This window comes from Alteromonas sp. ABH4_453 (genome assembly GCF_056160665.1).
Window position 1 is genome coordinate 315,209 of sequence record NZ_JBSWXP010000004.1, and the last position, 24,883, is coordinate 340,091.

A 24,883-nucleotide genomic window follows, 5' to 3' on the forward strand; every position below is an offset into this window, starting at 1 on the left:
CTAGGTTTTACCGTATGGTATCCTTTGCGAGGCCTTTGATTTTAAATAATCGAGGCTAAGGAGAAAAATAAGACCGGCAACGTAAGTTCCAAGCCATTGTCATAAAACCACAAAATCTCTATAGTTGCTGTACGGTGCGTTGATCAACATCGACACTCCATAACAGCAGCGCTATTTCGCCGAATGCGTTTCTCTATCTCCAATGCAACAAGCCTGGTTCACTTCTACATGAAAATATTGCATACGTCTGACTGGCACTTAGGTCAGAGTTTTTTTACGAAAAGTCGCAAAAACGAACATGCCGCTTTTCTTAAATGGCTTCTTCAACAAGTAGAAGCGCATCAAATAGATGCGATTATTGTCGCAGGTGATGTGTTTGACACGGGCACGCCGCCTAGCTACGCCAGAGAGCTCTACCATGCGTTTATCGGTGAATTGCAAGTCATGCAGTGCTCATTGGTGGTGCTGGGGGGAAATCACGATTCAGTGTCGGTATTGAACGAAAGTAAGGCGCTACTGAAATACTTAAATAGCCACGTAATTGCCAGTACATATGGCGATTTAAGTGAACAAGTCATTACGCTTAACGATCGCAAGGGGCAGCTCAGTGCCGTACTGTGTGCCGTACCCTTTATTCGCCCACGTGATGTACTTGTCAGTGAAGCAGGGCAAAGCGCCACTGACAAACGTCAAGCGCTGGGCTATGCGATAAAACAGCATTACGGGGCACTTTATAATGAAGCCCTGTCACTGCGTGCTTCAATTGAAGAAAAACAAGCAGAGCAGGGCAGTAAAAATAGCGCTGCCATTCCTATTATTGCTACAGGGCACTTAACCGCTTTAGGCGTGAGTCAGTCAGAAAGTGTGCGTGATATCTACATTGGCACCCTTGAAGGCTTTGACGCCAAAGGGTTTCCGCCCGCCGATTACATTGCACTTGGGCATATTCACAGGCCACAGAAAGTCGCAAAGACAGAACACATTCGCTATTCAGGCTCACCCATACCGCTAAGTTTTGATGAACTAAACACACAAAAGCAAGTGGTGTTGGTAACGTTTGAATCTGAAAGCACAACGCCAACTATCTCAACGCTTGCGGTACCGCGCTTTCAGGCCATGGAAGTAATAAAAGGCGATTTACAAGCGATTGAGGCGGCCATTAATAAAAGCGAAGCCGTCACCTTGGCTTCTCAAGCAGATGAAGCCCTTAGCGAGGTTAATAAACCCCTTAGCGATGTGGATAAACCCCTTAGCGCAACGGATAACGCCATTAGCTCTAAAGACCCAGTGTGGTTATGCATTGAAGTTGAAACACAAGACTATCTGACTGATCTACAGCAGCGTATTCAGGGCTTGTTAGAAGGGAAAAACGCTGAAATTCTTCAGCTAAAACGCAAGCGTAGGCGCACAGTAAATAGCTTAACGGAAAAGCAAAACGTCCAGCTTAGCGAATTGTCGGTAAAGGATGTATTTGAAGCGCGCTTGGCACTGGAGAGCATAGAAGATAATCCAACGGGTGAGTCGGCACAAGAAACTCTTCTAGATGACGACCAAAGCACCCGAGCAATGCAAGAAGCCGGTTCAGAGAAAAGTGCTCCACGCATAAACCGGATAAGGCAGCTGTTCAATGAAGCAGTAGAGCAAGTGCACACCAATTATGAAGATGCTGAAGTACCAGTAGAGACCTCATTGGCAAACACAACAGAAAATAAAGGCGAGTAATACAATGAGAATATTGACCTTACGCCTTAAAAATCTAAACGCCTTAAAAGGGGAATGGAAGATAGATTTCACCCAGTCGCCGTTTATCGACAATGGCCTGTTTGCCATAACTGGCCCAACAGGGGCAGGTAAAACCACGCTACTTGATGCCATTTGTTTAGCGCTTTATCACCAAACCCCTCGCTTGGGGCCAATTTCAACGTCTAACAACGACATCATGACCCGCGGCACAGCGGAGTGTTTGGCGGAGGTTGAGTTTGATATTAAGGGGAAAGCATACCGTGCGTTTTGGAGTATGCGTCGGGCCAGAGGGAAAGTTGACGGTAACCTGCAAAGTGCCGATGTTGAGCTGGCCGAAGTTGAAAGTGGCAAGGTATTGGCTACCCAAGTTAGGCCGAAAAGCGAAGAGATTGAAAAGCTGACTGGCCTTAATTTTGCCCGTTTCACCAAGTCTATGATGCTGTCGCAAGGGGATTTTGCTGCGTTTTTAAATGCTAACGAGGCCGACCGAGCCGAGCTGCTTGAAGAATTAACCGGCACCGAAATTTACGGGCAGATATCACAGGCGGTACATCAGCAATTTAGTGACGCTAAACAAAAGAAAAAAGAGTTTGCGATAAAGCTGGAAGGCGTAACCTTACTTAGCGACGAGCAAATCACCCAGCTTGAAGAAGAGCAAGCACACACCAAGAGCCAAGTCGCAACGTCTAACCAAACACTTGTTCAGTTACAAAAGCAACAGCAGTGGCAACAAGCGTTTAACGCCAATGAGCTAACTATAAAAGAGGCCAGTGAAGCGCAGCAGAGCGCGAATAATGCCATCAATGAGGCGAAGCATCAGCTTGAACTTCTAACCCAAAGTGAACCGGCAGAAAAGCTTCGCCTGCCATTTTTACAAAGAAACGGGCTTCAGCAAGAGGTAACCCGTTATCAAGGCAGGCTCGATGAGAAGGTAGCTCAACTTCCGGATTTAAAAACGCAAAAAGAAAAGCTTAGCCTGGAAGTGTCCAACGCTGAACAAGCGCTAGTTCTTACAAAGCAACAAAGCAGTGAGCTTGAAAAGCGCATAAATGAGCAGGTAGTTCCGCTAGATAACCAAATAGCGCAGCTCACTACTGAACAGCAAAAAGCAAACGAAAACGCGGCACGTTTAAGGCAGTCAATAAACGCGTTAACATTGAAGCGCACAGAAATCGAAAACGCCTCGGCAGATAACAAGAACAAGCTAGGTGAACTGGAAACTTACTTACGTGAACACCATTTACTTAGCGGTATAGCGGAGTTTATCAGCGGCTGGAGTGAAACGGCGCGTTATATTGAACAAGATCAGAAGCAATTAGATACACTGACACAAAGCGTAAAGAATGATCGTCAGGCGCTTTCATCCCTAGATGAAGCTATCGCAAAAACCAATGAGACGTTAAACACCTTAACGCAGACCTTCGATGCCAAAAACGCGCTAGTTGCCGAGTGCGAAAAGGCGCTTAATGCCGCGCTATCTGATTCGCCCGCTGAAGCTAATGGTGCTGGCACCACAAGCAAAAATAGTCTTCAGCAAGAGCGCGATACCAGGCTTCATCATTGGGATAACGTATTGCAGATAGGGCATATTCAACAGCAATATTTGGCACTAGAGCAAGACAAAGTATCGCTGAGTGCGCAGAGGGAAGACTTAGCGAAGCAACTAGCGCAGCAGCAATCTGACCGCCAAACCTTGGTTGATGCTTACAAGCAAACTCGTAGTAATTTAAAAGATATAGAAGCGCTTATCGCCCTGGATGCTGAAGTGGCGCACCTGCGCGCACAGTTAAAAAGTGGCGAGCCATGCCCTGTTTGTGGGGCTAACGAACACACCACGTCTAGCGTAGCGATTGATGTACCTGAAACTATCCAAAAGCGAGATAGCTTAAAGCAGCAGTTAGATGATATTGAGCAGCAAGGGGCGCGGGCAAAAGAAAGCGTTACACACACTGAATTCACTCTTGCTCAGGTTAATAAGCAGCTAGATCACGCAAGCGGGCAACGAGATACGCTGTTAGAAAAGTGGCAGCAGATTTCAAGCGTACTTAGCGCTGATATATCGAGCTTTGAAAAGGTCGACATTAATACTTCGCAAAGCGTCGCCCAATTTACCCAGGAGTTTAAAACTCGTCTCGATGATATTAGTGCCCAATTAACTCGTTTAGAAGAGTGCGAGCAAGCTCTAAATGCTGCTTTGCAGGCTAAAAATGAAGCGCAACAGGCATTACAAGGCAAGCAGTCAGAACTTGCAGTTTCTCTGCAGCAGCGCGAAACCTTGGAAAAGCAATTCATCGAACGCAATGTAGAGCTAGAGAGCAAAACACAAGGGGTTAATAATAGTACTTTAGCGCTCAGCGAAACTATGACGGCGCACGGTGCTGACATTCACAACCTGTCTATTGATGGAATTACCACGTGGTTAAATGAAAAAGCCGAAGCGCTTAAAACCTATAAACACAACCATCAGCTACACGCCAAACTTAAAGATGAGTTGCAAGAGGTAAACAGCACCTTGCTTGTGGTTAGTCGTGATATCGAAAGCGCTGAGAATCAGCTAAAGGATGTATCTGAAGAGCTTGTGCAGCTAGATAATAGTTTAAAGGCGCTGCGAGACTCGCGCACAACAGTATTCCCTGAAGGCAATATTGCTGAAACAAGGAATAAGGCAAACGCCGCCCAAGAAATGGCTGAGCGAAATGAAAATGAATGCAAATCTCGCCTACAACAAACGGACACTATTTTGTCTCGTTTAGAAGCCGAAATTGCCCAGCTTGATGAACAAATGCGCGAAAAAGAGCAGGCACTTTCAGAGGCAACAGAGCACTTTAACCGCCAGTTGGCGAGCAGCCCATTTGCCGACGAGCACGCATTCAGCAATGCACTTTTAGACGAAGAGACCCGCAACGCCTTGCTTGAACTGCAAAAGCGATTAACTCAGCAAAAGCAACAAGCGGACTTAAAGCTAGAAAACGCGCTAGCTACCGAACAATCGCTAAAAGCCCATGCTAATGCAGTGCAGTGGCAGAGTGAGTTAGAAGAGCACGGTGCTCAGTGGCTCGATTCGAAAATCACTCAGCAAGCTCAGCAGCGTGACACGCTGTTATCGTCTTTAGGGCAAATTGAACAGCAGCTAAGCGCTAACAACCAAGCCCGCGAAAGGCAGCAGCAGCTTGTGGATGAGATGGCCGCGTACGAGGCCTATTACGACGATATTACTTACCTGCACTCGTTAATTGGTTCGGCAAGCGGCGACAAATTCAGACGTTTTGCTCAAGGGCTTACTTTAGACAATTTAGTGCAGCTTGCTAATCAGCAGCTTGATAAATTACACGGTCGCTATCAGCTAATTCGAAAAGAAAACGAAGGGTTGGGTTTAAGTGTATTAGACACCTGGCAAGGTGATGTAGTGCGAGATACCAAAACCCTGTCTGGCGGAGAAAGTTTCTTAGTAAGCCTAGCGCTGGCATTAGCTTTATCTGACTTGGTCAGTCACAAGACCAGTATTGATTCGCTGTTTTTGGATGAAGGCTTTGGCACCCTAGATGCTGAAACTTTGGATGTGGCGCTTGATGCCCTAGATAACTTAAATGCCAGCGGAAAAATGATTGGTGTGATAAGCCATATTGAAGCCATGAAAGAGCGTATTCCTACTCAGCTTAAAGTGATCAAACGCAACGGTGTGGGGTTAAGTGCACTAGAAAAACCTTATGCGGTGGGGTGAACTCACCGCTTAGGAATTAGTAGTTAAAACGTTTGCTTACAAGTATGTGCTTGGTAAATGATCGCAAGATCATGGTTTTATGATACTTTATCGTTATTAAAAGTAGATATGGACATCATAAACCGTGAAGCGATTTGCAATCCTCCCTCTTCTTGCCTCTTTCAGTACTTTCGGTAGCACCTTTCAGTGTGAAGGTGAGTTTGAGTGGCTAAAAAGCACGTTTGAAAACAACGATGCCGGTTTTCAATATACCGTAGAGAATAAAGGGCTGGACCTTTATTCCGCCCACAGTAGTGCGATTTTGGCGCGAGTACAAAGCGCGAAAAGCGAAGCGCAATGCCACACAGTGCTTAGCGATTGGCTTACGTTTTTTCGCAAAGGGCATATTGGTCTTGCGCTAAACACAAATGGCTCAGAGGAAGCGGTACGCGAATCGGTAGTGCATGATTTCGACTTATCGGCATTTAAACAACATTTGAAAAGTCAACGTGACGAAACTCTTGAGGGGATTTGGCAATTCTCAAACTATACGGTTGCGTTAAAAAAAGAAGGTAATGTCCATAAAGCTTATATCGTTGAAAGTACCAACCCTTCATGGAAGGCGGGACAAGTAAAGTTCATCGTTAACGACCCTGAAGACAACAATACTTCAAAAGTGACGTTTTTTATGGGCGATCACTCCGCCCGACAAATCGATACCATGACGCTCTTAGGTAACAATGAGGTGGTGTTGGGCAATAGCTTTATTGTTATGTCGCGAGAGGAACCGCGACAAGAATCGTCGCCTGAAATAACGCGCTATGTGCACCTGCTAAGTACAAACACTCCGCTATTTGAGAAAATTTCACAAGACACAGTGTTAGTTCGCATACCGGCTTTCGATCATGCCTTCAAAAAAGACATCGACGCGCTTATCGCTAAGCACCTAGACACAATTTTAAAAACTGAAAACCTCATTATCGACATCCGAGGAAACGGTGGTGGTAGTGACGTAAGCTATGCGTCTTTACTCCCTATTTTATACACCAATCCTATTCGCACTGTAGGCATGGAATACCTATCTACCGAGCTTAACAACTCTAGAATGCTTGGCTTTTTGGAAAACCCTCATTTTAGTGAAGAAGAAAAGCAGTGGGCAAAAGACGGGTACGACATTCTTCAGCAACATATCGGCAGCTACATCAATATTGAAGAAGACATAACGGTGGAGACATTCGATAAAATTGAACCCTTGCCGAAGAGTATTGGCGTACTTGTTGATTCAAGTAATGGCAGCACCGCTGAGCAGTTCTTACTGGCGGCTAAACAAAGCAAAAAAGTAAAGTTGTTTGGGCAAACCACCGCAGGTGTACTCGATATTTCTAACATGTATCAAACTGATTCGCCGAGCGGTACTTTTACTTTGTACTACAGCCTGACTAAAAGTTTACGTATTCCGCATATGGCCATTGATGGGGTAGGCATTCAGCCAGACTATTATATTGATGGAGAACTTCCTCTTTACCAGTGGACGTCTTATACGCAAAAGATACTTGAAGGCATGTAAACCCTTATAAACGGCAAGCATACGGTTATTTGCGAGTAACTAAGACCAAACTGGTTCATTTGTGTAACGTTATCCTTTATGGTGCGTCGTCAAAATAATAATGGACCAACATTTATGGATTCATCGTCACGCCCCAGCCTGTTTCAGCGCTACATGAATGGCAGTTTGGTACTGCAAATTATCATTGGTATCGTATGCGGTATTGCGATAGCGAGTTTTTCACCTTCAGCTGCTCAATCAGCAGGGCTATTGGGTAACTTATTTGTAAAAGCCTTAAAAGCAATTGCTCCTTTATTGGTTTTTGTTTTGGTCATGGCATCCATTGCCAACCATAAGCAAAACGAGCAAACCTTTATCAAACCCGTGCTTGTGCTTTATTTGTTGGGCACACTACTGGCCGCAATCACCGCCGTGCTGGCAAGCTTTGCTTTTCCTACAAGCTTAAGCTTAGTGACTTCAGAAGTTAGCCAAACTGCACCGAAAGGTGTATCGGAAGTGCTTACCACCTTGCTTTATAACATGGTGGATAACCCGGTGAATGCATTAGTAAATGGAAACTACATCGGTATTCTTACTTGGGCTGTAGGTCTAGGCTTAGGTTTACGTCATGCTAGCGAGGCAACGAAAGCCCTGCTGCAAAATATGGCAGATAGCGTAACAACGGTAGTGAGTTTTGTTATCAGGCTTGCGCCATTTGGTATTTTCGGTTTGGTAGCCAACACTATTGCTACAACAGGCTTTGAAGCTTTGCTTGGCTATTCCCATTTATTAACGGTACTCATTGGCGCAATGCTATTTATCGCACTTGTGACCAACCCCTTGTTAGTATTTCTGGCAACCAAAAAGAACCCTTATCCTTTGGTGTTTAAATGCCTGAAAGAAAGCGGCATTACGGCATTCTTTACTCGTAGTTCGGCGGCGAATATTCCGGTAAACATGGCGCTGTGTAAACGCTTAAAGCTTGATGAGGACACCTACTCGGTATCCATTCCGTTAGGCGCCACCATTAATATGACTGGGGCTGCGATCACAATTACCGTGTTGACGCTAGCTGCGGTTAATACTTTGGGAATTGCTGTAGATTTCCCTACTGCCGTATTGTTAAGTGTTATCGCTGCGGTGTCAGCATGCGGAAGTTCAGGTGTTGCTGGGGGGTCGTTATTGCTTATTCCGCTTGCCTGTAGTCTGTTTAATATACCCAATGAAGTGGCTATGCAGGTGGTTGCGGTGGGCTTTATTGTTGGCGTACTGCAAGACTCTGCTGAAACAGCATTAAATAGCTCCACCGATGTCTTGTTTACCGCCGCTGCGTGTGAAAGGGCAGGCGGCCAATAAACATAAAAGCGTCATACGTTAAAGCGTTAACTCGTTAAGTGTGCGTGCTTATTGCATCTACTGCTTCAAAAATTAGCCGTGCAGCCAGCTTTGCTGTGCGGCTATCAATATCATAATTGGGGTTCATTTCCGCAACGTCACACAGTCTCCATCGGTATCCATAAGTACTTTGGTGCTGTGCTAAAAAGTGCAGCGTGTTAATAACAAGCGTGGGGGAAATCCCCAACGCACTGGGCGCGCTAACGCCAGGTGCCTGTGCTGCTGGAAATGCATCTAAACATACGGTGACGTAAAGCTCATCGATGTCTTTTAGCATCGGCGATAGTAGCTCATCTATTCGCTGCATACACAGTGATTCATCATTTAACGCCACATCGGTTAAATAGCGCGTGTTGGACGTATTGGCAAAGTTAAACAGCGCTGGTGTATTGGCTGCTTTCGATACGCCCAAACAAGCATAATGAAACGGTGTACCGTGTAACTGGCAGTGATCATACACTTGCCTGAACGGCGTACCAGAGCTGGTGTTTGGTGAAGGCTTTCTTAAATCAAAATGGGCGTCGAAATTAATAATACCAATGCGGGCACTTTTCGACTTAGCATTGAAAACCCCTTGATAGCTACCCCATGCAATTTCATGTCCCCCTCCCAGCCCAATGACCAATCCATCATTTTGCTTGAGCGCATAACAAATGGCGTCGGCATATTGGGTTTGTGCCTGGGCTAAGTTCTCTTTAGCGGTAACATTCCCTAAGTCAGCCAATGCTGCGCTTGGCCAGTGCCAGGGTAAGTTTGAAAGGGCCTGGCGAATAGCGTTTGGACCAGCAGCTGCACCTACGCGGCCTTTGTTAAATGCCACACCTAAATCACTCTCAAAACCAACAAGGGTAACGGAGTTGGCTAATGAATTATCTTCGCCCACTTCAAGTTCGTTAACTTTTTGATGCCAACGCAAACCATCAATTCCGTCTTCACTATCTACTCTGCCTTGCCACTTAAACATGTTTCCCCTCCTTGTACACAGCAATAGGGCGATGGCCATTAATGCAGTAGGCAAGTTCTGCGGGCGTTTCGATATCCCATAAGGTGAGGTCTGCCAGCTTCCCTATGTCGATAATACCTCGGTCGTTTAGCCCGAGTGCGCTAGCCGCGTGCATCGTAGCGCCGCGTAGCGCTTCTTCTGGGGTTAACTGAAACAACACGCAACTCATATTCATCGCGGTAAGGATTGAGGCTAGCGGTGAACTACCTGGGTTAAAGTCAGTGGCTAAGGCCATGGGCACATCGTGTGCCCTAAGGGCGTCTATCGGCGGCTTTTGCACTTCACTTAAATAATAAAATGCGCCCGGTAAAAGCACAGCAACCGTGCCACTTTGAGCAAGTAAGGGAATATCGCTGTCAGCTAAGTATTCGATATGATCTACAGATAGTGCGCCGTACTTTGCTGCTAGCACTGCGCCTTTGCTGTCGCTAAGCTGCTCTACATGAGCTTTAATGGGTAAACCGTGCTGCCGTGCGCAGCTAAACACGCGCTCCGTTTGTGATGTTGAAAAACCAATAGTTTCACAAAATACATCAACGGCATCAGCCAAGTTTTGCGAAGCAATATGAGGAAGTGCCTCGTTGCAAATGAAATCGATATACCCGTCTGAGTCCTCAGCAAATTCATTGGGCAGGGCGTGAGCACCTAAATAAGTGGTTTGAATGCTAACAGGAAGGTGTTGTTCAAGTGATTTAGCCACGCGTAACATGCGCACTTCAGTGTCTAAATCCAGCCCGTAACCTGATTTAACTTCAATGGTAGTAACACCTTCTTCGCACAGTCGCTTTGCTCGCTTTATCGCGGTATTAAGCAAAGCGCGCTCATTAGCACATCGCGTTTTTTCCACTGTACCCTTAATGCCGCCGCCTCGCTGGGCTATGTCAACGTAACTTACGCCCTGCAAACGCATCTCAAATTCTTCGGCGCGGTTACCTCCGTACACCAAATGGGTATGGCAATCGATAAAGCCTGGTAATAGCCATGGGAGCTTGGCTTTTGCATCATCATCTTCTTTTTTTGCAACAAGGGAAGCGGCATCTATTACGTTTTGGGCCTGCTTAAACACTTCGCTCAGTGAGTGGTCGCAAGAAATTAATGCAGCAATTTTGCCGTCTTTTATAGCAATGGCGTGTGAAGGCAATTCGCCATAAGGCAACCCATTGTCTTGCATAGATGCAATGCGAACGTTGTAAATAAGCGTGTCGTACTGATAACCCATATTGCGCTCCACCTTAAGTCACCTATTGCCTAGCTCTTTGCCTACTTCTGCCCAGTGCCTTCACTGAAACAATGTGCAGATTTTAAAAGTCAGTGTACTTGTGCATACTTGTATATACAAGTATGCTGTTAGCATATTATTAACAATTTAGTTGTGAATGGCCACGATATGCAACCTAGATACAGGGTAATTAAAACAGCAATTTTGGATGCCATCGAAAACGGTGTAATGAAGCCAGGTACTCAAGTGCCTTCAGAAAACCAACTTGCCCAGCAGCACGGTGTAAGCCGAATGACTGCTAGAAGAGCGTTAAGTGAAATGGTGGACGAGGGCATTTTAATGCGCAGCCAAGGGATTGGCACGTTTGTGTCAGATAGTCGCCCTATGAGTTCAATGCTTGAAATTAAAAGCATTCGCGATGAAATAGAGCAGCGGGGGCATAGATACACTAACGAGATATTGGTGCTGGAAACTGCGCCTGCCAGTGATGCTATTTCACAACGCCTAGCCGTTGATGTAGGAGAGCTTGTATTTCACAGCATTATTGTGCATTGCGAGAACAACTTGCCTGTTCAGTATGAAGATCGGTGGGTTAACCCAGCTTGGATTGACGACTACCTAGATAAAGACTTTAAAGCGCAAACTGCAAACTTTTATCTAAACCAAGTCGCGCCTCTCTCTCAGGCGGACCATAGTGTTGAAGCTGTAATTGTTGAAAAAGATATTGCACAAGCGTTACTGATAAAGCCTAAAGAGCCCTGCCTAAAGATTACTCGGCGAACATTTTCTCGTGGAGCGGGGAAAGCAACTGATGCAAGTGCTGTGGTTAGCCACGCCGTGCTGCTCCACCCTGGCAGTAGATACCGACTGGGAGGGCACTTGGAGTTTTAAGTGTAAACGCGCCTAAGACGCTAATTCTAAAGGCGCTTTTTATAAAGATACTGATTCTTATAACACTAATATTTCAGTAAAAGAAAAAGATGCCTAGGAGAAGTTTATGAAACGCCTCGACCCTACAAGAGAAATTCGTGCCCCAAGAGGAAATACGTTAAACGCAAAGAGTTGGCAAACCGAAGCGCCGCTTCGCATGTTAATGAATAACCTAGATCCAGAAGTGGCGGAACATCCACAAAACTTGGTAGTTTACGGCGGCATTGGGCGAGCGGCCCGAGACTGGGCGTCATACGACAAAATTGTTGAAGTGCTTAAGCGCTTAAATACTGACGAAACATTGCTTATCCAGTCAGGCAAGCCGGTTGGCGTATTTCCAACCCATGAAAACGCACCTCGCGTGTTAATTGCTAATTCTAACCTTGTTCCGCACTGGGCTAACTGGGAGCACTTTAACGCGCTGGATAAAGAAGGCTTGATGATGTACGGGCAAATGACGGCAGGGTCGTGGATATACATAGGCTCGCAAGGCATTGTGCAAGGCACGTATGAAACCTTTGTGAGCGTGGCAAAAACACATTTTGAAGGAAGCGCTGAAGGACGTTGGATTTTAACAGGCGGCTTAGGCGGTATGGGTGGGGCACAGCCCCTTGCGGCTACTATGGCCGGCTTTTCAATGGTGGCAGTGGAAGTTGATGAAACCCGCATAGATTTCAGAATACGAACGGGCTATCTGAACAAAAAAGCACATTCGTTAGAAGAAGCTATGGGCTTGTTAGATGAGGCTAAGCAAGACGGGAAACCAGTTTCAATAGGCTTGCTCGGCAATGCTGCTGAGGTATTTCCCGATATGCTTGAAAAAGGGATTATTCCTGATGTGGTAACCGATCAAACCAGTGCCCACGACCCGCTTAATGGCTATTTGCCTGTAGGTTGGACATTGGATCAAGCCGAAGCACAACGCAAGAAAGATGAAGCTTGCGTGATTAAAAAAGCGAAGCAGTCGATGGCGCTGCAAGTTAAAGCCATGCTGGGTTTTCAAAAAGCCGGCGCGGCAACGCTCGACTATGGCAACAATATTAGGCAGATGGCGCTGGAAGAAGGCATTGAACATGCTTTTGATTTTCCAGGGTTTGTCCCCGCTTATATTCGACCGCTTTTCTGTCAAGGTATTGGTCCCTTTAGATGGGCTGCTTTATCTGGCGACCCAGAAGATATCTATAAAACGGACGCTAAAGTTAAAGAGCTTATACCCGATAACCCGCATCTACATAACTGGCTAGATATGGCCAAGGAACGCATTCAGTTTCAGGGCCTGCCTGCGCGTATTTGCTGGGTTGGACTAGGTGAAAGACAAAAGCTTGGGCTTGCCTTTAACGAAATGGTGCGCAGTGGTGAGCTAAGCGCACCAGTAGTGATTGGTCGAGATCATCTAGACTCTGGCTCGGTCGCTTCCCCAAATAGAGAAACCGAGGCCATGCTGGATGGTTCTGATGCGGTTTCGGACTGGCCTTTACTAAACGCGTTATTAAACACTGCGGGTGGCGCAACCTGGGTGAGCCTTCATCATGGTGGCGGTGTAGGAATGGGCTTCAGCCAGCATTCGGGTGTAGTGATTGTTTGTGACGGCACGGACGAAGCGGCTGAGCGTATTGCTCGGGTTCTTCATAACGACCCTGCAACGGGCGTAATGCGTCATGCAGATGCAGGCTACGACACTGCAAAAGACTGTGCTACCAAGCACAACTTGGATCTTCCCATGGTCAATAACGCGACTAATAACCAAATCCCCGGTGGAACAAGCACACATTCAAGCTCGAACAAAAGCTTTGGGGGGGAGAAATAGTCATGTCGCATTCGTCTTTTTTTACTGAAAACGGTGGTGTTAAGCAGCTGAATCTTGTGCCAGGTACATTGACGTTAGATCAGTTACGGGAAATACATCGAAGTCACGTTCATTTATCGTTAGATGAAAGCGCAATACCCGCTATAAACGCTGCGGAGCAAGCAGTGCTTAATGTCATTAAAGAAAACCGTACTGTTTATGGTATCAATACCGGCTTTGGATTATTGGCTAATACACGTATTAACGTTGATGAATTAGAGTTATTACAGCGCAGTATTGTGCTATCGCATGCGGCCGGCACGGGCGATTTTATGCAAGAAGACACTGTGCGCCTACTTATGCTGTTAAAAATTAACTCGCTGGCCCGCGGTTATTCGGGAATCCGTTTAAGCGTAATAGAAGCGCTCATTACCTTGTTTAACGCACAGGTTTACCCCGCTATTCCTGAAAAAGGGTCGGTAGGGGCTAGTGGAGACTTAGCGCCTTTAGCACATATGAGTGTAGTGCTTTTAGGAGAAGGGGAAGCTTTCTACAAAGGTGAACGTATAAGTGCGGCTAAAGCATTAGAAATAGCGGGCATGGAGCCAATTGCGCTGGCACCTAAAGAAGGCTTAGCACTATTAAACGGTACACAGGCATCAACAGCGTTTGCACTTCAGGGGCTATTTTACACTGAAAATGCGCTTCACAGTGCTATCGGTATTGGCGCGCTCACGGTTGAAGCAGCGTTAGGTTCTCGCGTGCCCTTCGACGCGCGCATTCACGAGGTGCGCGGCCATAAAAGCCAATGCGATGTAGCCTCGGCTTTTAGAGCATTGCTAGATACTTCAGAGATTGGCAACTCACATCAACGATGTGAAAAAGTACAAGATCCGTATTCGCTGCGCTGCCAGCCACAGGTAATGGGCGCTTGTTTACAGCAAATGCGCTACGCCCAAGACATTTTAGTGACGGAAGCTAATGGCGTTAGCGATAACCCGTTAGTTTTTGTAGAAAGCGGCGATAGTTCAAGTGCTGGCGAAGCGACCGATGGCGATATTTTATCTGGCGGAAACTTCCATGCAGAAACGGTGGCGATGGCCTCAGACATGTTGGCTATCGCGCTGTCTGAGATTGGTGCGTTGTCAGAGCGCAGAATGTCGCTAATGATAGATACTCACTTAAGCGGTCTACCGCCATTTCTAGTTGAAAACGGTGGGGTAAACTCAGGGTTTATGATCGCACAGGTTACCTGTGCGGCACTTGCTAGTGAAAATAAAACCCTTGCGCACCCTGCTTCTATTGATTCTTTGCCAACGTCTGCAAACCAAGAAGACCATGTTTCTATGGCTACCTTCGCAGCCAGACGTTTAAGAGATATTTTCGATAACGTGGCAGGTATATTGGCCATTGAGTGGTTAGCGGCCTGCCAAGGTTTAGATTTTAGAAAGCCGCTTGCAACAAGCGAAAAGCTGCAGGTGCTGATGCAGCTATTAAGAGAGCAAGTGCCGTTTTACGATAAAGACCGCTATTTTGCCCCAGACATAGAAAAAGCCAAGCAACTGATTAAGCGATGCGACCTTATGGATAAAACGCAGTTAAACCTGTTAGGCTAGTATGATCCAGGCTTGGTGTTTCGAGTAAACACTTGTAGATCATAAATAGAGTAGAGGTGGGAATGATATGCAAACAAATGGACGTTGGTTAATTTCAAATGAGGCTCGTACTTCTATGAATCGTACTTCGATGAAACGCGCTGTGAAGAAGGGCACTTTTGTAAAAAGCACTGTGCTGGGTTTATTCGCCGCGTTGGTGTTTACGTTGGCAGGCTGTAGCGACAGCGAAGTGGGCGATGTGTCTCTTGGTCTTTTCACCACAAAAGACATTAAAATTGATGCGCTTCAAGACCCTGTTGTCACTGGCGTCACTTGTCATATTTCAAGTATAGAAGCGAACTTAGATTTGTCAGACCCGTCAGACAGTTCTATTGCGTGCAGGCAAACCGGCCCCATCACTGCCGAGATGCTAGACGTTATCGATAAGTCAGATTCTGGTGAAGTGATTTTTAAAAAATCAAAGAGCGTGTTTTTTAAGAATATGAAGCTTCGACGAATTTATGATGCTGACTCAAAAACGCTGATTTACTTGTCGTACAGCACGAAAGAAACATCGGGCAGTTACAAGCATAGCTTATCTACCGTTCCCCTGTGGGAAACACTAGCGTTTAAGAAGTCCGCGTAGGCGCGCAAGCTCACGCAGATGCTAAACCAGAAAATCAAAAATGCCCTCTAATTCGAGGGCATTTTTTGTGCTTTTTACCAGTATTGGTCCCAATTGGTTTCCGCCACTTTTGCGCACGATATGTTTAACGGCAAAGCTTCGCTTTTGCGAGTTTGGGCATATCTTTCACTTAAACTATTAGAAAAAGCGCGTATAAACCAGCATGGCACTCAGTGCTGTATCATCGTCTGTCAGCGGGCTATCGCTAATGCTATCGTCAAAGAATGTGGCGCCAACCTCTAAGCGGGTCATGCCACCCAAAAATTGGCGGGTGGAAACAGCAACGTGAACCTCAGTGTTAAGTGCGCTATCGCCATTATATGCGCTTCGCAACGCTGTGGCTTCCTCGGGGCGTACACCGTAATAATAGTCGACATAGTTGGCGTCTTGGTAGTTAACGCCTACCGATGGCTCTATCATGAAGTTATTTACTCTAAACTGTTTGCCTATTCGAGCAGATGCCTGGTAGCCATCGAACTTACCAAGAATGTCCGCGTTGGTTGACAATGAATACACCCAGCTTCCGGTATTATAATTGAGGCCAACGCCAGCCGCGTAACTAAAGTCTCTGTCTTCCATACCAGTAAACACAGCGCTGTCATCTTCTTCGTAACCTGCAAATACCGGCACAAGCTGGGCATCAAGGGTAAAGCCCTTTTCTCTAAATAGTTCGTAGCCTATGAATGGCCCGTAAACCCGAAGCTTTTCACCGGTGTAGCCAACAATAGGAATAGGCACAATGCGGTTATCAAAATTGGTATACACATCTTGGGATGCGGCGACACCAAAACCCCACATCCAGCCTTGGGGCTGTTGTGATCCCGTTGGTTGTTGTGCAGTGACAGTGGAAGAGAATGCGAGTAATGTTGATAGGCTAGCTACGCCTAAACGCTTTAGTAGAGTCATCAATAAATTTCCTTTTTTATCACAATACAGCCTAAGCTTCCGGTTCGATCATTATTGCTCGTGCTCTTTACGCTTACCTATTCAAATGTGTAATTTAAAAGGGCGATATCTTTCTCAAAGTGGGTGGAGACTAGATCAATTAACGCACTATTATAGTAACGGCGGTAATCATCTCTGTTGTTTGCTTTTCGTCTGTGAGGCAGCGCTATATTGGGTAGTGCCAACTTATTGCAAATGTGCTCAAAATCGCGGTCTAATTGCTCATAACGCCCGATAAAATCAGTAAGCAACTGCCCATGAAGGTCGATAAGGTAATCCGTTTGCAGCTGAAGCGATGTGTCTATGTGGTACTGATAAGGGCGCGAATTATCAAATTTCCATTTCATAAAGCTTTCAAAATCATCATAACCTTGCATGACAGCAGGACGCTCTCGTTTAATGTGATGATAAGAGCTTACCTGTAAATCCCAAGGGTTTCGTACCACTGCAAATTTAAATAGCTGATTAAAGTACGCTTCGGGCAACATTTCTTTTGCAGCAATAATGCGTGAGTGTCTAGGAAAACGGCTTCCGATTTTGTGTTCGGTCAATTGGCTCATTTTACTACAAATAAACTGAGGTACAGAATAACGATGGCCCCACCGATATTTACTGAGGGCGGCGCGAACACTGGTTCCACCGGTTTTGGCAATATGTACAAACAAGAATTGCTTACTATGAGATAACAGCACTGACTTCCCCGATTCGTAAAATGATATGCAGGTGATTTACGCGATGAAAATTTTCCTAACCTCAACTCAGTATGAGGAATGTTTATTACAGTGAGATTTAACGCAATATTGAAAGTTTAATAGTAAGTGATATTGCAGCTCTCATAGAAATCGAGCGTGATATAGTTAGCCTCGACCACTTGTAGAGAAGGGAAGTAAGGTTGTATTACCTTTAGCGCCATTTTATGCAAAACCAGAAGAGTATAAATTTAGTATTAAGCTTGATAGCTTTTAAATAAGGAAGTGATATGAAATTCGTGACAAGGCTTGGTGCGCTGGTTGCTGTATCAATGCTTGCAGCAGGATGTGTAACACAAAAAGGTATGGACTCAACTGATAGTATGCCTACCGAATCGAATGTCGAAACAACAAGTTCAGTTGCTAAAACAGACAGCGAAGCGTTGAAGCAAGGCGTTAATACTTCAGGGCAAGAAAGCGAAAACGCAGCCGAAACTGCTAAAAAAGCGACAGAATTACCCAAGCAGAAAGTAGGGATTTTCATTAATGCTAATGAGTCTCCCTCGCACACTCATATTGGTACTACCAAGTTTAATAACTTCACGAAAGAGTATGCATACGACTGGCAACTAGCCTCTACGTTTTTTACCAAACTAAAGACAGCGATCGAACAATCAAATCGCTTTGAAGTGGTTGACGTAACGCCAAAAGTAAAAGGTGCGTGGCAGCTAGACTTCGTGGTGAAGCAGAATGATAACTGGTCTTTTAACGAAAACCAAAACGCCCTTAGAAAGTCGCTGCTAGCTGACGGTGTTTCAAGGATCATTGTCGTCCAAGAGGCACCTACGGTAGCCATTACCGAATGCGGTACATATGGCTGCTCAGAACATGAAAGCAAAGGCGTTGGTTTATTTACACGAAGTTTTTTAGGAACCGATCATTACGTCGCGTCTGCTAGTTTTGATATAAGCTTTGAGCGCTTAGATAAACCTGTAGACATTGCAGCGCAACCCGAATTTAGCGAATTACAAGATGACGCTACGAAGAACGCGCGCATTGAAGAATTTGTTACACCTGAAAACTTCGATGAGTTTACAGAAAACGAGTTAGCGCCTATCAAAAAATCAATTATTAGTTACTTCGACCGTGTAGCTGAAACGGTGGCCAACTACTTATCAAATCAGTAAACCTAGCAAAATGTAAACTGGGCACTAAATCAAGTGCCCTTTTTTATGGTTTCCAATAAACCTAAAGGGGACGAAGGTAACGATTTTTGTATTTCTGCCTATCTGCAATTGCCTGATGAAGGTTCATTTCACCGATGGTCAAAAGGCGATATTTTAGAGTTTTTTTGTGAAAGAGGCTTATGGCAAGTTATTGGGCGATAGCTCGTCAATTCTGGCTCGTGAAGTACTGAAAATGGAAGTACAAAACACATTGTTTTTGAAGAAAACTTATGCGATTTTATCGTGATTCCTATCCATACGTTGAGAGTTAATAGAACTGAATTGGGATAGGGTGAGCTAACTGGGTTTAAAAATATAATAAAAAAGATGCAAAGGAATAAAGATGAAATTGCCGTTTAAGTTGTTTTCAATAGTTCTTATGGCCATTGTTGTGGCTGGGTGTGCGTCAACGTACGTGCCACCTACAACAGGTTATAAAGCCCCTGAAAAAAGTAAGATTGGAGTTTTGGTTGTCGCTAAAGAGAACCCTAGCCATACCCATGTTGGTACGACGATATTTAATAATTTCAGCAAAGAGTATGAATACGATTGGCAGCTTAAAAAAAGCATTTTCAAAATTTTTGAGGATAAAATTGAGAGCGGAACGACATATGATGTTGTAGACATATCAAACCTTGTTTCTGAGAGCGATACGCTTACCTTTGTTGATGTAGTGAATAAAGAATGGGTATTTAACGAAAAGAGCGCGAGCACTAGAGAAAAGCTTTTAGCTCAAGGCATAACAGCAGTTGTTATAATTAAAGAGACATCCACTTTAGCAGCAATGGAGTGTGGCATGTATGGCTGCTCAGAACATTACAGCCAAGGTTATGGACTCTTTACTAGAAGCTTTTTGGGCCTAGATAACTACATGGCCTCAGCTAGCTTTGCCATTTCCATAGAAACCATTGATAAGCCAGTGGATATCACGCGATTAGAGCATGTAAAAGAAACTCAAACATATTTGGCGAAACACAAGCCATTAGAAGATTTTGCCGATCCCGCTGACTTTGAGAATATGACTGAAGAAGAGTTAGCCCCAGTGAAAGCTGCTCTTATTGAGTATTTCGATAACCTAGCGGGTATGACTCGACAGTTTTTAGTAGGAAACGAAGAAGTTTAAGGTCAATAAAGCATTAACCTAAATGCGATAAAAAATACGTAAATATTAAGGTAGAAAAAAAGGGGCGTTGAACGCCCCTTTTAACATTACTTAAGCGTTTTCTTTATGCGCCAAAAACTCTTCGTAGTTTCCATCGAAGTGATTCAGTTTCTTGTCTTTAATTTCGATGATTTGCGTCGCCAGTGACGAAACGAATTCACGGTCGTGACTAACGAAAATAACCGTACCGTCAAACTTGTACAGTGCATTGTTCAAGGCTTCAATCGACTCCATGTCCATGTGGTTAGTGGGTTCATCCATTACTAAAACGTTGATGTCTTGAAGCATTAGCTTTCCGAACAGCAAACGGTTTTTCTCACCACCAGAACATACCTGCACGCGCTTGTTGAAATCGTCAGATGTAAATAGCAAACGTCCTAACATACCTTTTATTTGCAGGTCATCGTGTTTGGGGCTACGCCATTGGCTCATCCACTCAAACATAGTGATATCTTCGGCAAAGTATTTAGCGTTATCCTGCGGAATGTAACCAATCGCAGCGTTTTCAGCCCACTTATAGCTACCTGCGGTAGGTTCAATGTCATTAACCAAACACTTCAAAAGTGTGGTTTTGCCAGCGCCGTTCTCACCAATAATCGCCAAGCGCTGACCTGCTTCTAATAGCAAGTTCGCATTGTCGAATAACGGAAGATCTGGGTAGCTATGGCCTAAGTCTTCAAGTGTAATAGCAAGTCGGTGAAGTTTCTTATGCTGGTTAAACACAATATAAGGCTTACGACGGCTAGACGCTTTTACCTCAGCCAATTCAATTTTCTCAAGACGGCGGGCACGCGAAGTGGCTTGTTTCGCTTTCGATGCATTGGCAGAGAATCGCGCTACGAAGCTCTGTAGTTCTTCAATTTCCGCTGACTTCTTGGCATTCTCTGCATGAAGCTGTTCTTGAACTAGCATGGCAGCTTGAATGTAGTCGTCGTAGTTACCCGGATAAACGCGCAGTTCACCGTAGTCGATATCGGCCATGTGGGTGCATACAGAATTTAGGAAGTGTCTGTCGTGCGAAATAATAAGCATGGTCGACTTACGTTTGTTAAGCTCTTCAGCAAGCCAACTGATAGTGTAAATATCCAAGTTGTTAGTTGGTTCGTCTAGAAGCAGAATATCAGGCTCGGCAAATAGGGCTTGGGCTAAAAGTACACGTACTTTTTTACCTGGGGCCACTTCCTTCATCAAACCGAAGTGATAGTCTTCATCAATGCCTGCAGATGTAAGTATTTCGCCAGCGCGTGCTTCAGCTGTATAGCCATCCATTTCGGCAAACTGGGTTTCTAAGTCTGCTACGCGCATACCATCTTCTTCGCTCATTTCAGCCTTGCTGTAAATAGCGTCGCGTTCTTGCTTAACTTCCCATAGTTCTCGGTCACCCATGATCACGGTATCAACCACACTGTATTCTTCGAAGGCAAATTGATCCTGACTTAAGATACCTAGCTTTGTGCCAGGCGCCATAGAAACGTTGCCCGACGAAGGGGTAAGTTTACCGCTTAGAATTTTCATAAAGGTAGACTTGCCACAACCGTTTGCGCCAATCAGGCCGTATCGGTTGCCGTTGCCGAATTTTGCGGAAATATTTTCAAATAATGGCTTAGAGCCAAACTGCATTGTGATATTTGCGGTGGTAATCAAAACAGGTATCCAGGGGTAAAACGATGAGAAGAGATAATAGTGAAAGCGGTTGTCACTTCACTAATATATAAAAGCGCGCGCACTATAAGGAATTGAGGGCTACATGTCGAGGGAATTTTGAACAGTTTTGGCGCTGATGTGCTTTTGGCTAAGCTTATCAAGTATAAACTCGATTGCCTGAGGGCTTTTGAATGAGTTATGTGACGAGTTAACAATTGCTGTGTCTTTTGCCTCAGGTAAATATGCGCTGCTATAACTGACGACAGAGTCAGTTATAGCAGCGCATTTTGTTTCTGACTGGCAATACAAGGTACTGGTTGAGCCAATAATAGAATAGCTCTCGCCTTCTACAGGAATGTCGGCTAACGCTGTCATCAGCGGGTGGTTGGGGCGCAACACTTGGACGCTATCTGGCCCGTAGTTTTGCAAGAAAGGAAGCATAGCAGCGGTTAATCTGCTCACGCCTACTTTTTCGATAAAGTTTTTAAATAGCGCTTTAAAACTAAAAGGGAGTGTGATGAGTGAAGAGCCTAACGATCCTATAAGGCTATTAGCTATTTCTGAGCCTCGGTGTGGAGTGTCGAGAAAAAACACCGTATTCTCTTTATACACAGGATTAAATATAAATATATCTCGCAACATTTCATCGCCTTCAGCAAGTAGCGCTTCTGGAGGCTCTGTGAAAGTAGTATCCCATAACGTGTTATTTGAATGCGTTGAAATCAGCTTTGCGATTACGCCGCCCATACTATGCCCTATCAATACCGCAGATGAAGAAGCGCCTTCCGATGACTCTATCCGCTGGTTTAGCTTGTACAGTAAATTGCGAACTCGCATGGCGTTATAGAAAGGAGGAGGGCCTGATGGGTAGTACACGTGCAATATCTGATAGTGTTGAGATAATTCTTCGTCATTGAAAATAGCCATTGTGAGATACCGCCAAATTAGCGGGTCTGAATTGAGGCCATGAATCATAATAATCGGGGTTTTGACTGAAGAAAGCTCTCCAATACTAAAGACTCCCATTCTCTTTTCAGCGTCTTGTGCATTAATAAATCCTAGCCAGCTGAAATTATGGATGTCGGCATTTTGTAATAGGGAAAGGTAAGCGGCAGCAGGGGAGTACCGCTGTGTGTATGTGTTGTTTCCAACAAGCATTTCGGTAGGCACATCGACATGTTGGGCTTGCAAGGATATGTGAATTCTAAGCCCTTTCAATGCAACCGACTCAACTTGAAGGGAGTAAGGCGAGTAGATACCTTCTAGTGGATAGTTTAGGTCAAGGCTACGGCCATTCTGTGCTTGGTTGCTAATTCGAGCCACTGCAGCACCGCCAAGTTCACCAAATACCTTAGGAGAGAGGCGATCGTCTAAGGCTTCTATTTCTGAAACTAAATCGAGCTCGCTTGGGCCCGAGTAGTTAACCTGAATTAAGTTGTCAGATGTGTGTCTAAGACGGAATAACTTGTTTACTGCGAGGTTATACCCGTCGATCCCTATAGCACGATGCGCATCGGAAAGACTGTCTCTTTTTAACAAGGTAATGTAGCAATCGAGCGCAAGCGCGATATCTAATGTAGTACTTTGCTCGTACGACGTGCACCGAGCAGCCAGTTTTATGTTGTCGAAGTGGCTTAAGTCGGGCAAATAGCCATATCCGTATGCACCGGCCAAATACAAAGGGGATACTTTTTTACGCATAAACTTATCTGAACTGCATGCACTAATACAGCAGACAGTCGCTACCAATACCCAATAAATGAGATTCTGCTTGATGCGCATTTCACCCAAACGCTAAAAAAAGTATTAACCTTTTATAGCGTGTTTTTGTCAAAAATTGCACCTGAAACTTAACTCCATATGGTATGAGGCGTGAAACAAGCGTTTCGAATCCCCCGCTCATTCTACAGATTGCACCTTATTGTTTGTTGCTTCTTTTATATTAGCGGCAAGCAAATAATTCCAGCATAAAGAAAATGTTACATAAAAGTCAGCGCGCGGTGATGCATCGATGCAGAGTTAACGAACAAAGCTTTAATCACCATTTTTCGCATAAAGGTCACTTAAATCGTTATTTTAAAGAGAAAAAATGAAACCTTGTCTATTATGAAAAAAAGGCCTTTTTAGTTGGTCTTAATCTTGCTGTACTTTTCTACTGAAAATAAACCGCAGAGCGCAAATGCGTCTGCTGAATCAGTGCGAAGTTTTATTTCATTCTAGTTTATCGTGAGTTAGGTAACGCAAAAGAAGAATAAAACTGGGCATTTTAAAGAGGGAAACATCATGAAATTTTTGAAAAAAATTGCGATTGGTTGCTTTTCGGCAACGGTTTTAATGTCTGGCAGCGTGCATGCAGAAGCAATTAGCTCAGATTCCGTAATGCAAACTCAAGCCGCTCACTACAATAAGCAGCAGCTAATTGACATGGTTAACCGTTCAGACGTACAGAGCAAATTGGTAAGCTTAGGTGTAGATAGCAACCAAGCTATCGCCAGAATCAACGGCATGACCGACAGCGAAATTGCCCAATTAAATGATGAAATTAATCAAGCGCCAGCGGGTGGCGTTGTGGGCGCAGTGCTTACCGTACTTGCTATTATCGCAATTCTAGACCTAATTGGTGTAACTGACGTTTATCCATTTATTCGTCCAGTGAACAGCTAATTAATGATCAATTCAGTTAAAAAGGCCTGCGCGTTAGCAGGCCTTTCGCTTCTATTTTTGCTTTCAGGCTGTCAGTCCACACCTCAAGCTGACAAGCTGAGGCAAGAGGGACTTGCCTCTTTACCTGAATCTCACACTATTCAATCTGTACCGTTTTTTCCCCAAGAACAGTTTTATTGTGGGCCTACCACACTATCTGAAGTGTTTGGTTACTATGGTGAAAGCACCTCTCCAAATGACATTGCGCCTAAGTTATTCATTCCCAATAAAGAAGGAAGTTTACAACTAGAAATGGTGAGCGCTACCCGACAATTTGGTTTCTTGCCATATACTGAGCGAGGGACACTACTGTCAATAATGTCGTTAGTGAAACACGATATCCCAGTGATTGTTTTTCAAAATCTATCCATTCAACTAATACCCCAGTGGCACTACGCCGTTGTTATCGGGTTCGATAGTGATAAAGGTACGGTTACTTTGCATACGGGCCTTACGCCCAATCACGAAATGTCGCTTGAGCTTTTTGAAAGAACGTGGGGAAGAGGAAATTACTGGTATTTGGCACCAGTCCCTCCTAATGTAACTTCGTCTGAGATGACACCTTTCACTTATGTAAGTGCGGCTTACGACATGCTTAAAGTGGGAGATAAAGTGCGCTCATTGGCGTTTTTGGAAACCGCGTCGCAAACTTGGCCAACGTACTGGTTAAGTTATTTCTTGATTGCTAATCATTACTTAGAGAAAAACGACAGTCAAGCAGTGGCTTGGTTTAAGAAAGGCTATGAAGTGGGGCAGAATCAACATGTTTATGTTAACAACTACGTATTAGCTTTGCGACAAAATAATCTGCAAGTAGAAGCAAATGCTATTTTAAAGCAAGGGCTTGAGCGATTTCCTAACAATGAAGCACTTTTGAAATTGACTGATAAGTAATTTTAAATATCGAGCGAG

19 protein-coding genes are annotated in these 24,883 nt (G+C 44.7%); 13 read left to right on the forward strand and 6 right to left on the reverse strand.

The features are described 5' to 3' along the window. Positions 1–228: 228 nt before the first annotated feature. The 4 genes from sbcD (at position 229) to sstT (ending at position 8,345) form a co-directional block, all read left to right on the forward strand. A complete protein-coding gene (gene sbcD, locus ACXAGV_RS10120; RefSeq protein WP_474873141.1) occupies positions 229–1,722 on the forward strand; it encodes an exonuclease subunit SbcD in 1,494 nt (497 codons plus the stop codon). A 4-nt stretch (positions 1,723–1,726) separates the two neighbouring features. Then, entirely contained in the window at positions 1,727–5,464 is a 3,738-nt protein-coding gene (locus tag ACXAGV_RS10125) for an AAA family ATPase (RefSeq protein WP_474873142.1), read from the forward strand. Positions 5,465–5,588: 124 nt separating this feature from the next. Then, positions 5,589–7,010 carry a S41 family peptidase gene (locus ACXAGV_RS10130; RefSeq protein ID WP_474873143.1) on the forward strand — a complete coding sequence of 474 codons (1,422 nt, stop codon included), beginning with the start codon at positions 5,589–5,591 and terminating at the stop codon, positions 7,008–7,010. A gap of 114 nt (positions 7,011–7,124) precedes the next feature. Next, positions 7,125–8,345: a serine/threonine transporter SstT gene (sstT, locus tag ACXAGV_RS10135; RefSeq protein ID WP_474873144.1), complete on the forward strand. Its 1,221-nt coding sequence runs from the start codon at positions 7,125–7,127 to the stop codon at positions 8,343–8,345. A 34-nt stretch (positions 8,346–8,379) separates the two neighbouring features. Here the strand turns inward: sstT and hutG are convergent, their stop codons facing one another. Together hutG and hutI are read right to left on the reverse strand one after the other, a co-directional pair. Then, positions 8,380–9,348: a formimidoylglutamase gene (gene hutG / locus ACXAGV_RS10140; protein WP_474873145.1), complete on the reverse strand. Its 969-nt coding sequence runs from the start codon at positions 9,346–9,348 to the stop codon at positions 8,380–8,382. Further along, positions 9,341–10,606, reverse strand: coding sequence for an imidazolonepropionase (hutI, locus tag ACXAGV_RS10145; protein ID WP_474873146.1), 1,266 nt, complete (start codon positions 10,604–10,606; stop codon positions 9,341–9,343). The genes hutG and hutI overlap by 8 nt, the downstream gene beginning before the upstream one ends. Positions 10,607–10,774: 168 nt before the next feature. Here hutI and hutC point away from each other — a divergent pair, with 168 nt between their 5' ends. The 4 genes from hutC to ACXAGV_RS10165 all read left to right on the forward strand — a co-directional run bounded on the left by hutC (position 10,775) and on the right by ACXAGV_RS10165 (position 15,563). Continuing rightward, the gene (gene hutC, locus ACXAGV_RS10150) at positions 10,775–11,497 is read left to right on the forward strand and encodes a histidine utilization repressor (protein WP_474873147.1); all 723 of its coding nucleotides are present in this window, start codon (positions 10,775–10,777) and stop codon (positions 11,495–11,497) included. A 106-nt stretch (positions 11,498–11,603) separates the two neighbouring features. Then, a complete protein-coding gene (hutU, locus tag ACXAGV_RS10155; RefSeq protein WP_474873148.1) occupies positions 11,604–13,343 on the forward strand; it encodes a urocanate hydratase in 1,740 nt (579 codons plus the stop codon). A gap of 2 nt (positions 13,344–13,345) precedes the next feature. Next, positions 13,346–14,938, forward strand: coding sequence for a histidine ammonia-lyase (gene hutH / locus ACXAGV_RS10160; protein WP_474873149.1), 1,593 nt, complete (start codon positions 13,346–13,348; stop codon positions 14,936–14,938). Positions 14,939–15,068: 130 nt separating this feature from the next. Continuing rightward, positions 15,069–15,563: a CreA family protein gene (locus ACXAGV_RS10165; RefSeq protein WP_474873255.1), complete on the forward strand. Its 495-nt coding sequence runs from the start codon at positions 15,069–15,071 to the stop codon at positions 15,561–15,563. Between the two features lie 177 nt (positions 15,564–15,740). Here ACXAGV_RS10165 and ACXAGV_RS10170 read toward each other — a convergent pair whose 3' ends face one another. Further along, the gene (locus ACXAGV_RS10170) at positions 15,741–16,508 is read right to left on the reverse strand and encodes a MipA/OmpV family protein (RefSeq protein WP_474873150.1); all 768 of its coding nucleotides are present in this window, start codon (positions 16,506–16,508) and stop codon (positions 15,741–15,743) included. 77 nt (positions 16,509–16,585) lie between these two features. Beyond that, entirely contained in the window at positions 16,586–17,239 is a 654-nt protein-coding gene (locus tag ACXAGV_RS10175) for a sulfotransferase family 2 domain-containing protein (protein WP_474873151.1), read from the reverse strand. Between the two features lie 287 nt (positions 17,240–17,526). Here ACXAGV_RS10175 and ACXAGV_RS10180 point away from each other — a divergent pair, with 287 nt between their 5' ends. From ACXAGV_RS10180 to ACXAGV_RS10190, 3 genes are all read left to right on the forward strand, one after another. Next, entirely contained in the window at positions 17,527–18,423 is an 897-nt protein-coding gene (locus tag ACXAGV_RS10180; protein WP_474873152.1) for a hypothetical protein, read from the forward strand. A gap of 45 nt (positions 18,424–18,468) precedes the next feature. Next, on the forward strand, positions 18,469–18,624 hold the full coding sequence (locus ACXAGV_RS10185; protein WP_474873153.1) for a hypothetical protein: 156 nt from the start codon (positions 18,469–18,471) through the stop codon (positions 18,622–18,624). A 181-nt stretch (positions 18,625–18,805) separates the two neighbouring features. Next, positions 18,806–19,585, forward strand: a complete 780-nt coding sequence (locus ACXAGV_RS10190) for a hypothetical protein (RefSeq protein ID WP_474873154.1) — start codon at positions 18,806–18,808, stop codon at positions 19,583–19,585. A 90-nt stretch (positions 19,586–19,675) separates the two neighbouring features. Here ACXAGV_RS10190 and ACXAGV_RS10195 read toward each other — a convergent pair whose 3' ends face one another. Both ACXAGV_RS10195 and ACXAGV_RS10200 read right to left on the reverse strand, forming a co-directional pair. After that, entirely contained in the window at positions 19,676–21,268 is a 1,593-nt protein-coding gene (locus tag ACXAGV_RS10195) for an ABC-F family ATPase (protein ID WP_474873155.1), read from the reverse strand. Between the two features lie 99 nt (positions 21,269–21,367). Then, a complete protein-coding gene (locus tag ACXAGV_RS10200; protein WP_474873156.1) occupies positions 21,368–22,969 on the reverse strand; it encodes an esterase/lipase family protein in 1,602 nt (533 codons plus the stop codon). Positions 22,970–23,551: 582 nt separating this feature from the next. Here ACXAGV_RS10200 and ACXAGV_RS10205 point away from each other — a divergent pair. Together ACXAGV_RS10205 and ACXAGV_RS10210 are read left to right on the forward strand one after the other, a co-directional pair. Beyond that, on the forward strand, positions 23,552–23,932 hold the full coding sequence (locus ACXAGV_RS10205; RefSeq protein ID WP_118490142.1) for a PA2779 family protein: 381 nt from the start codon (positions 23,552–23,554) through the stop codon (positions 23,930–23,932). Positions 23,933–23,935: 3 nt separating this feature from the next. Next, on the forward strand, positions 23,936–24,865 hold the full coding sequence (locus ACXAGV_RS10210) for a PA2778 family cysteine peptidase (protein ID WP_474873157.1): 930 nt from the start codon (positions 23,936–23,938) through the stop codon (positions 24,863–24,865). Positions 24,866–24,883: the final 18 nt, after the last annotated feature.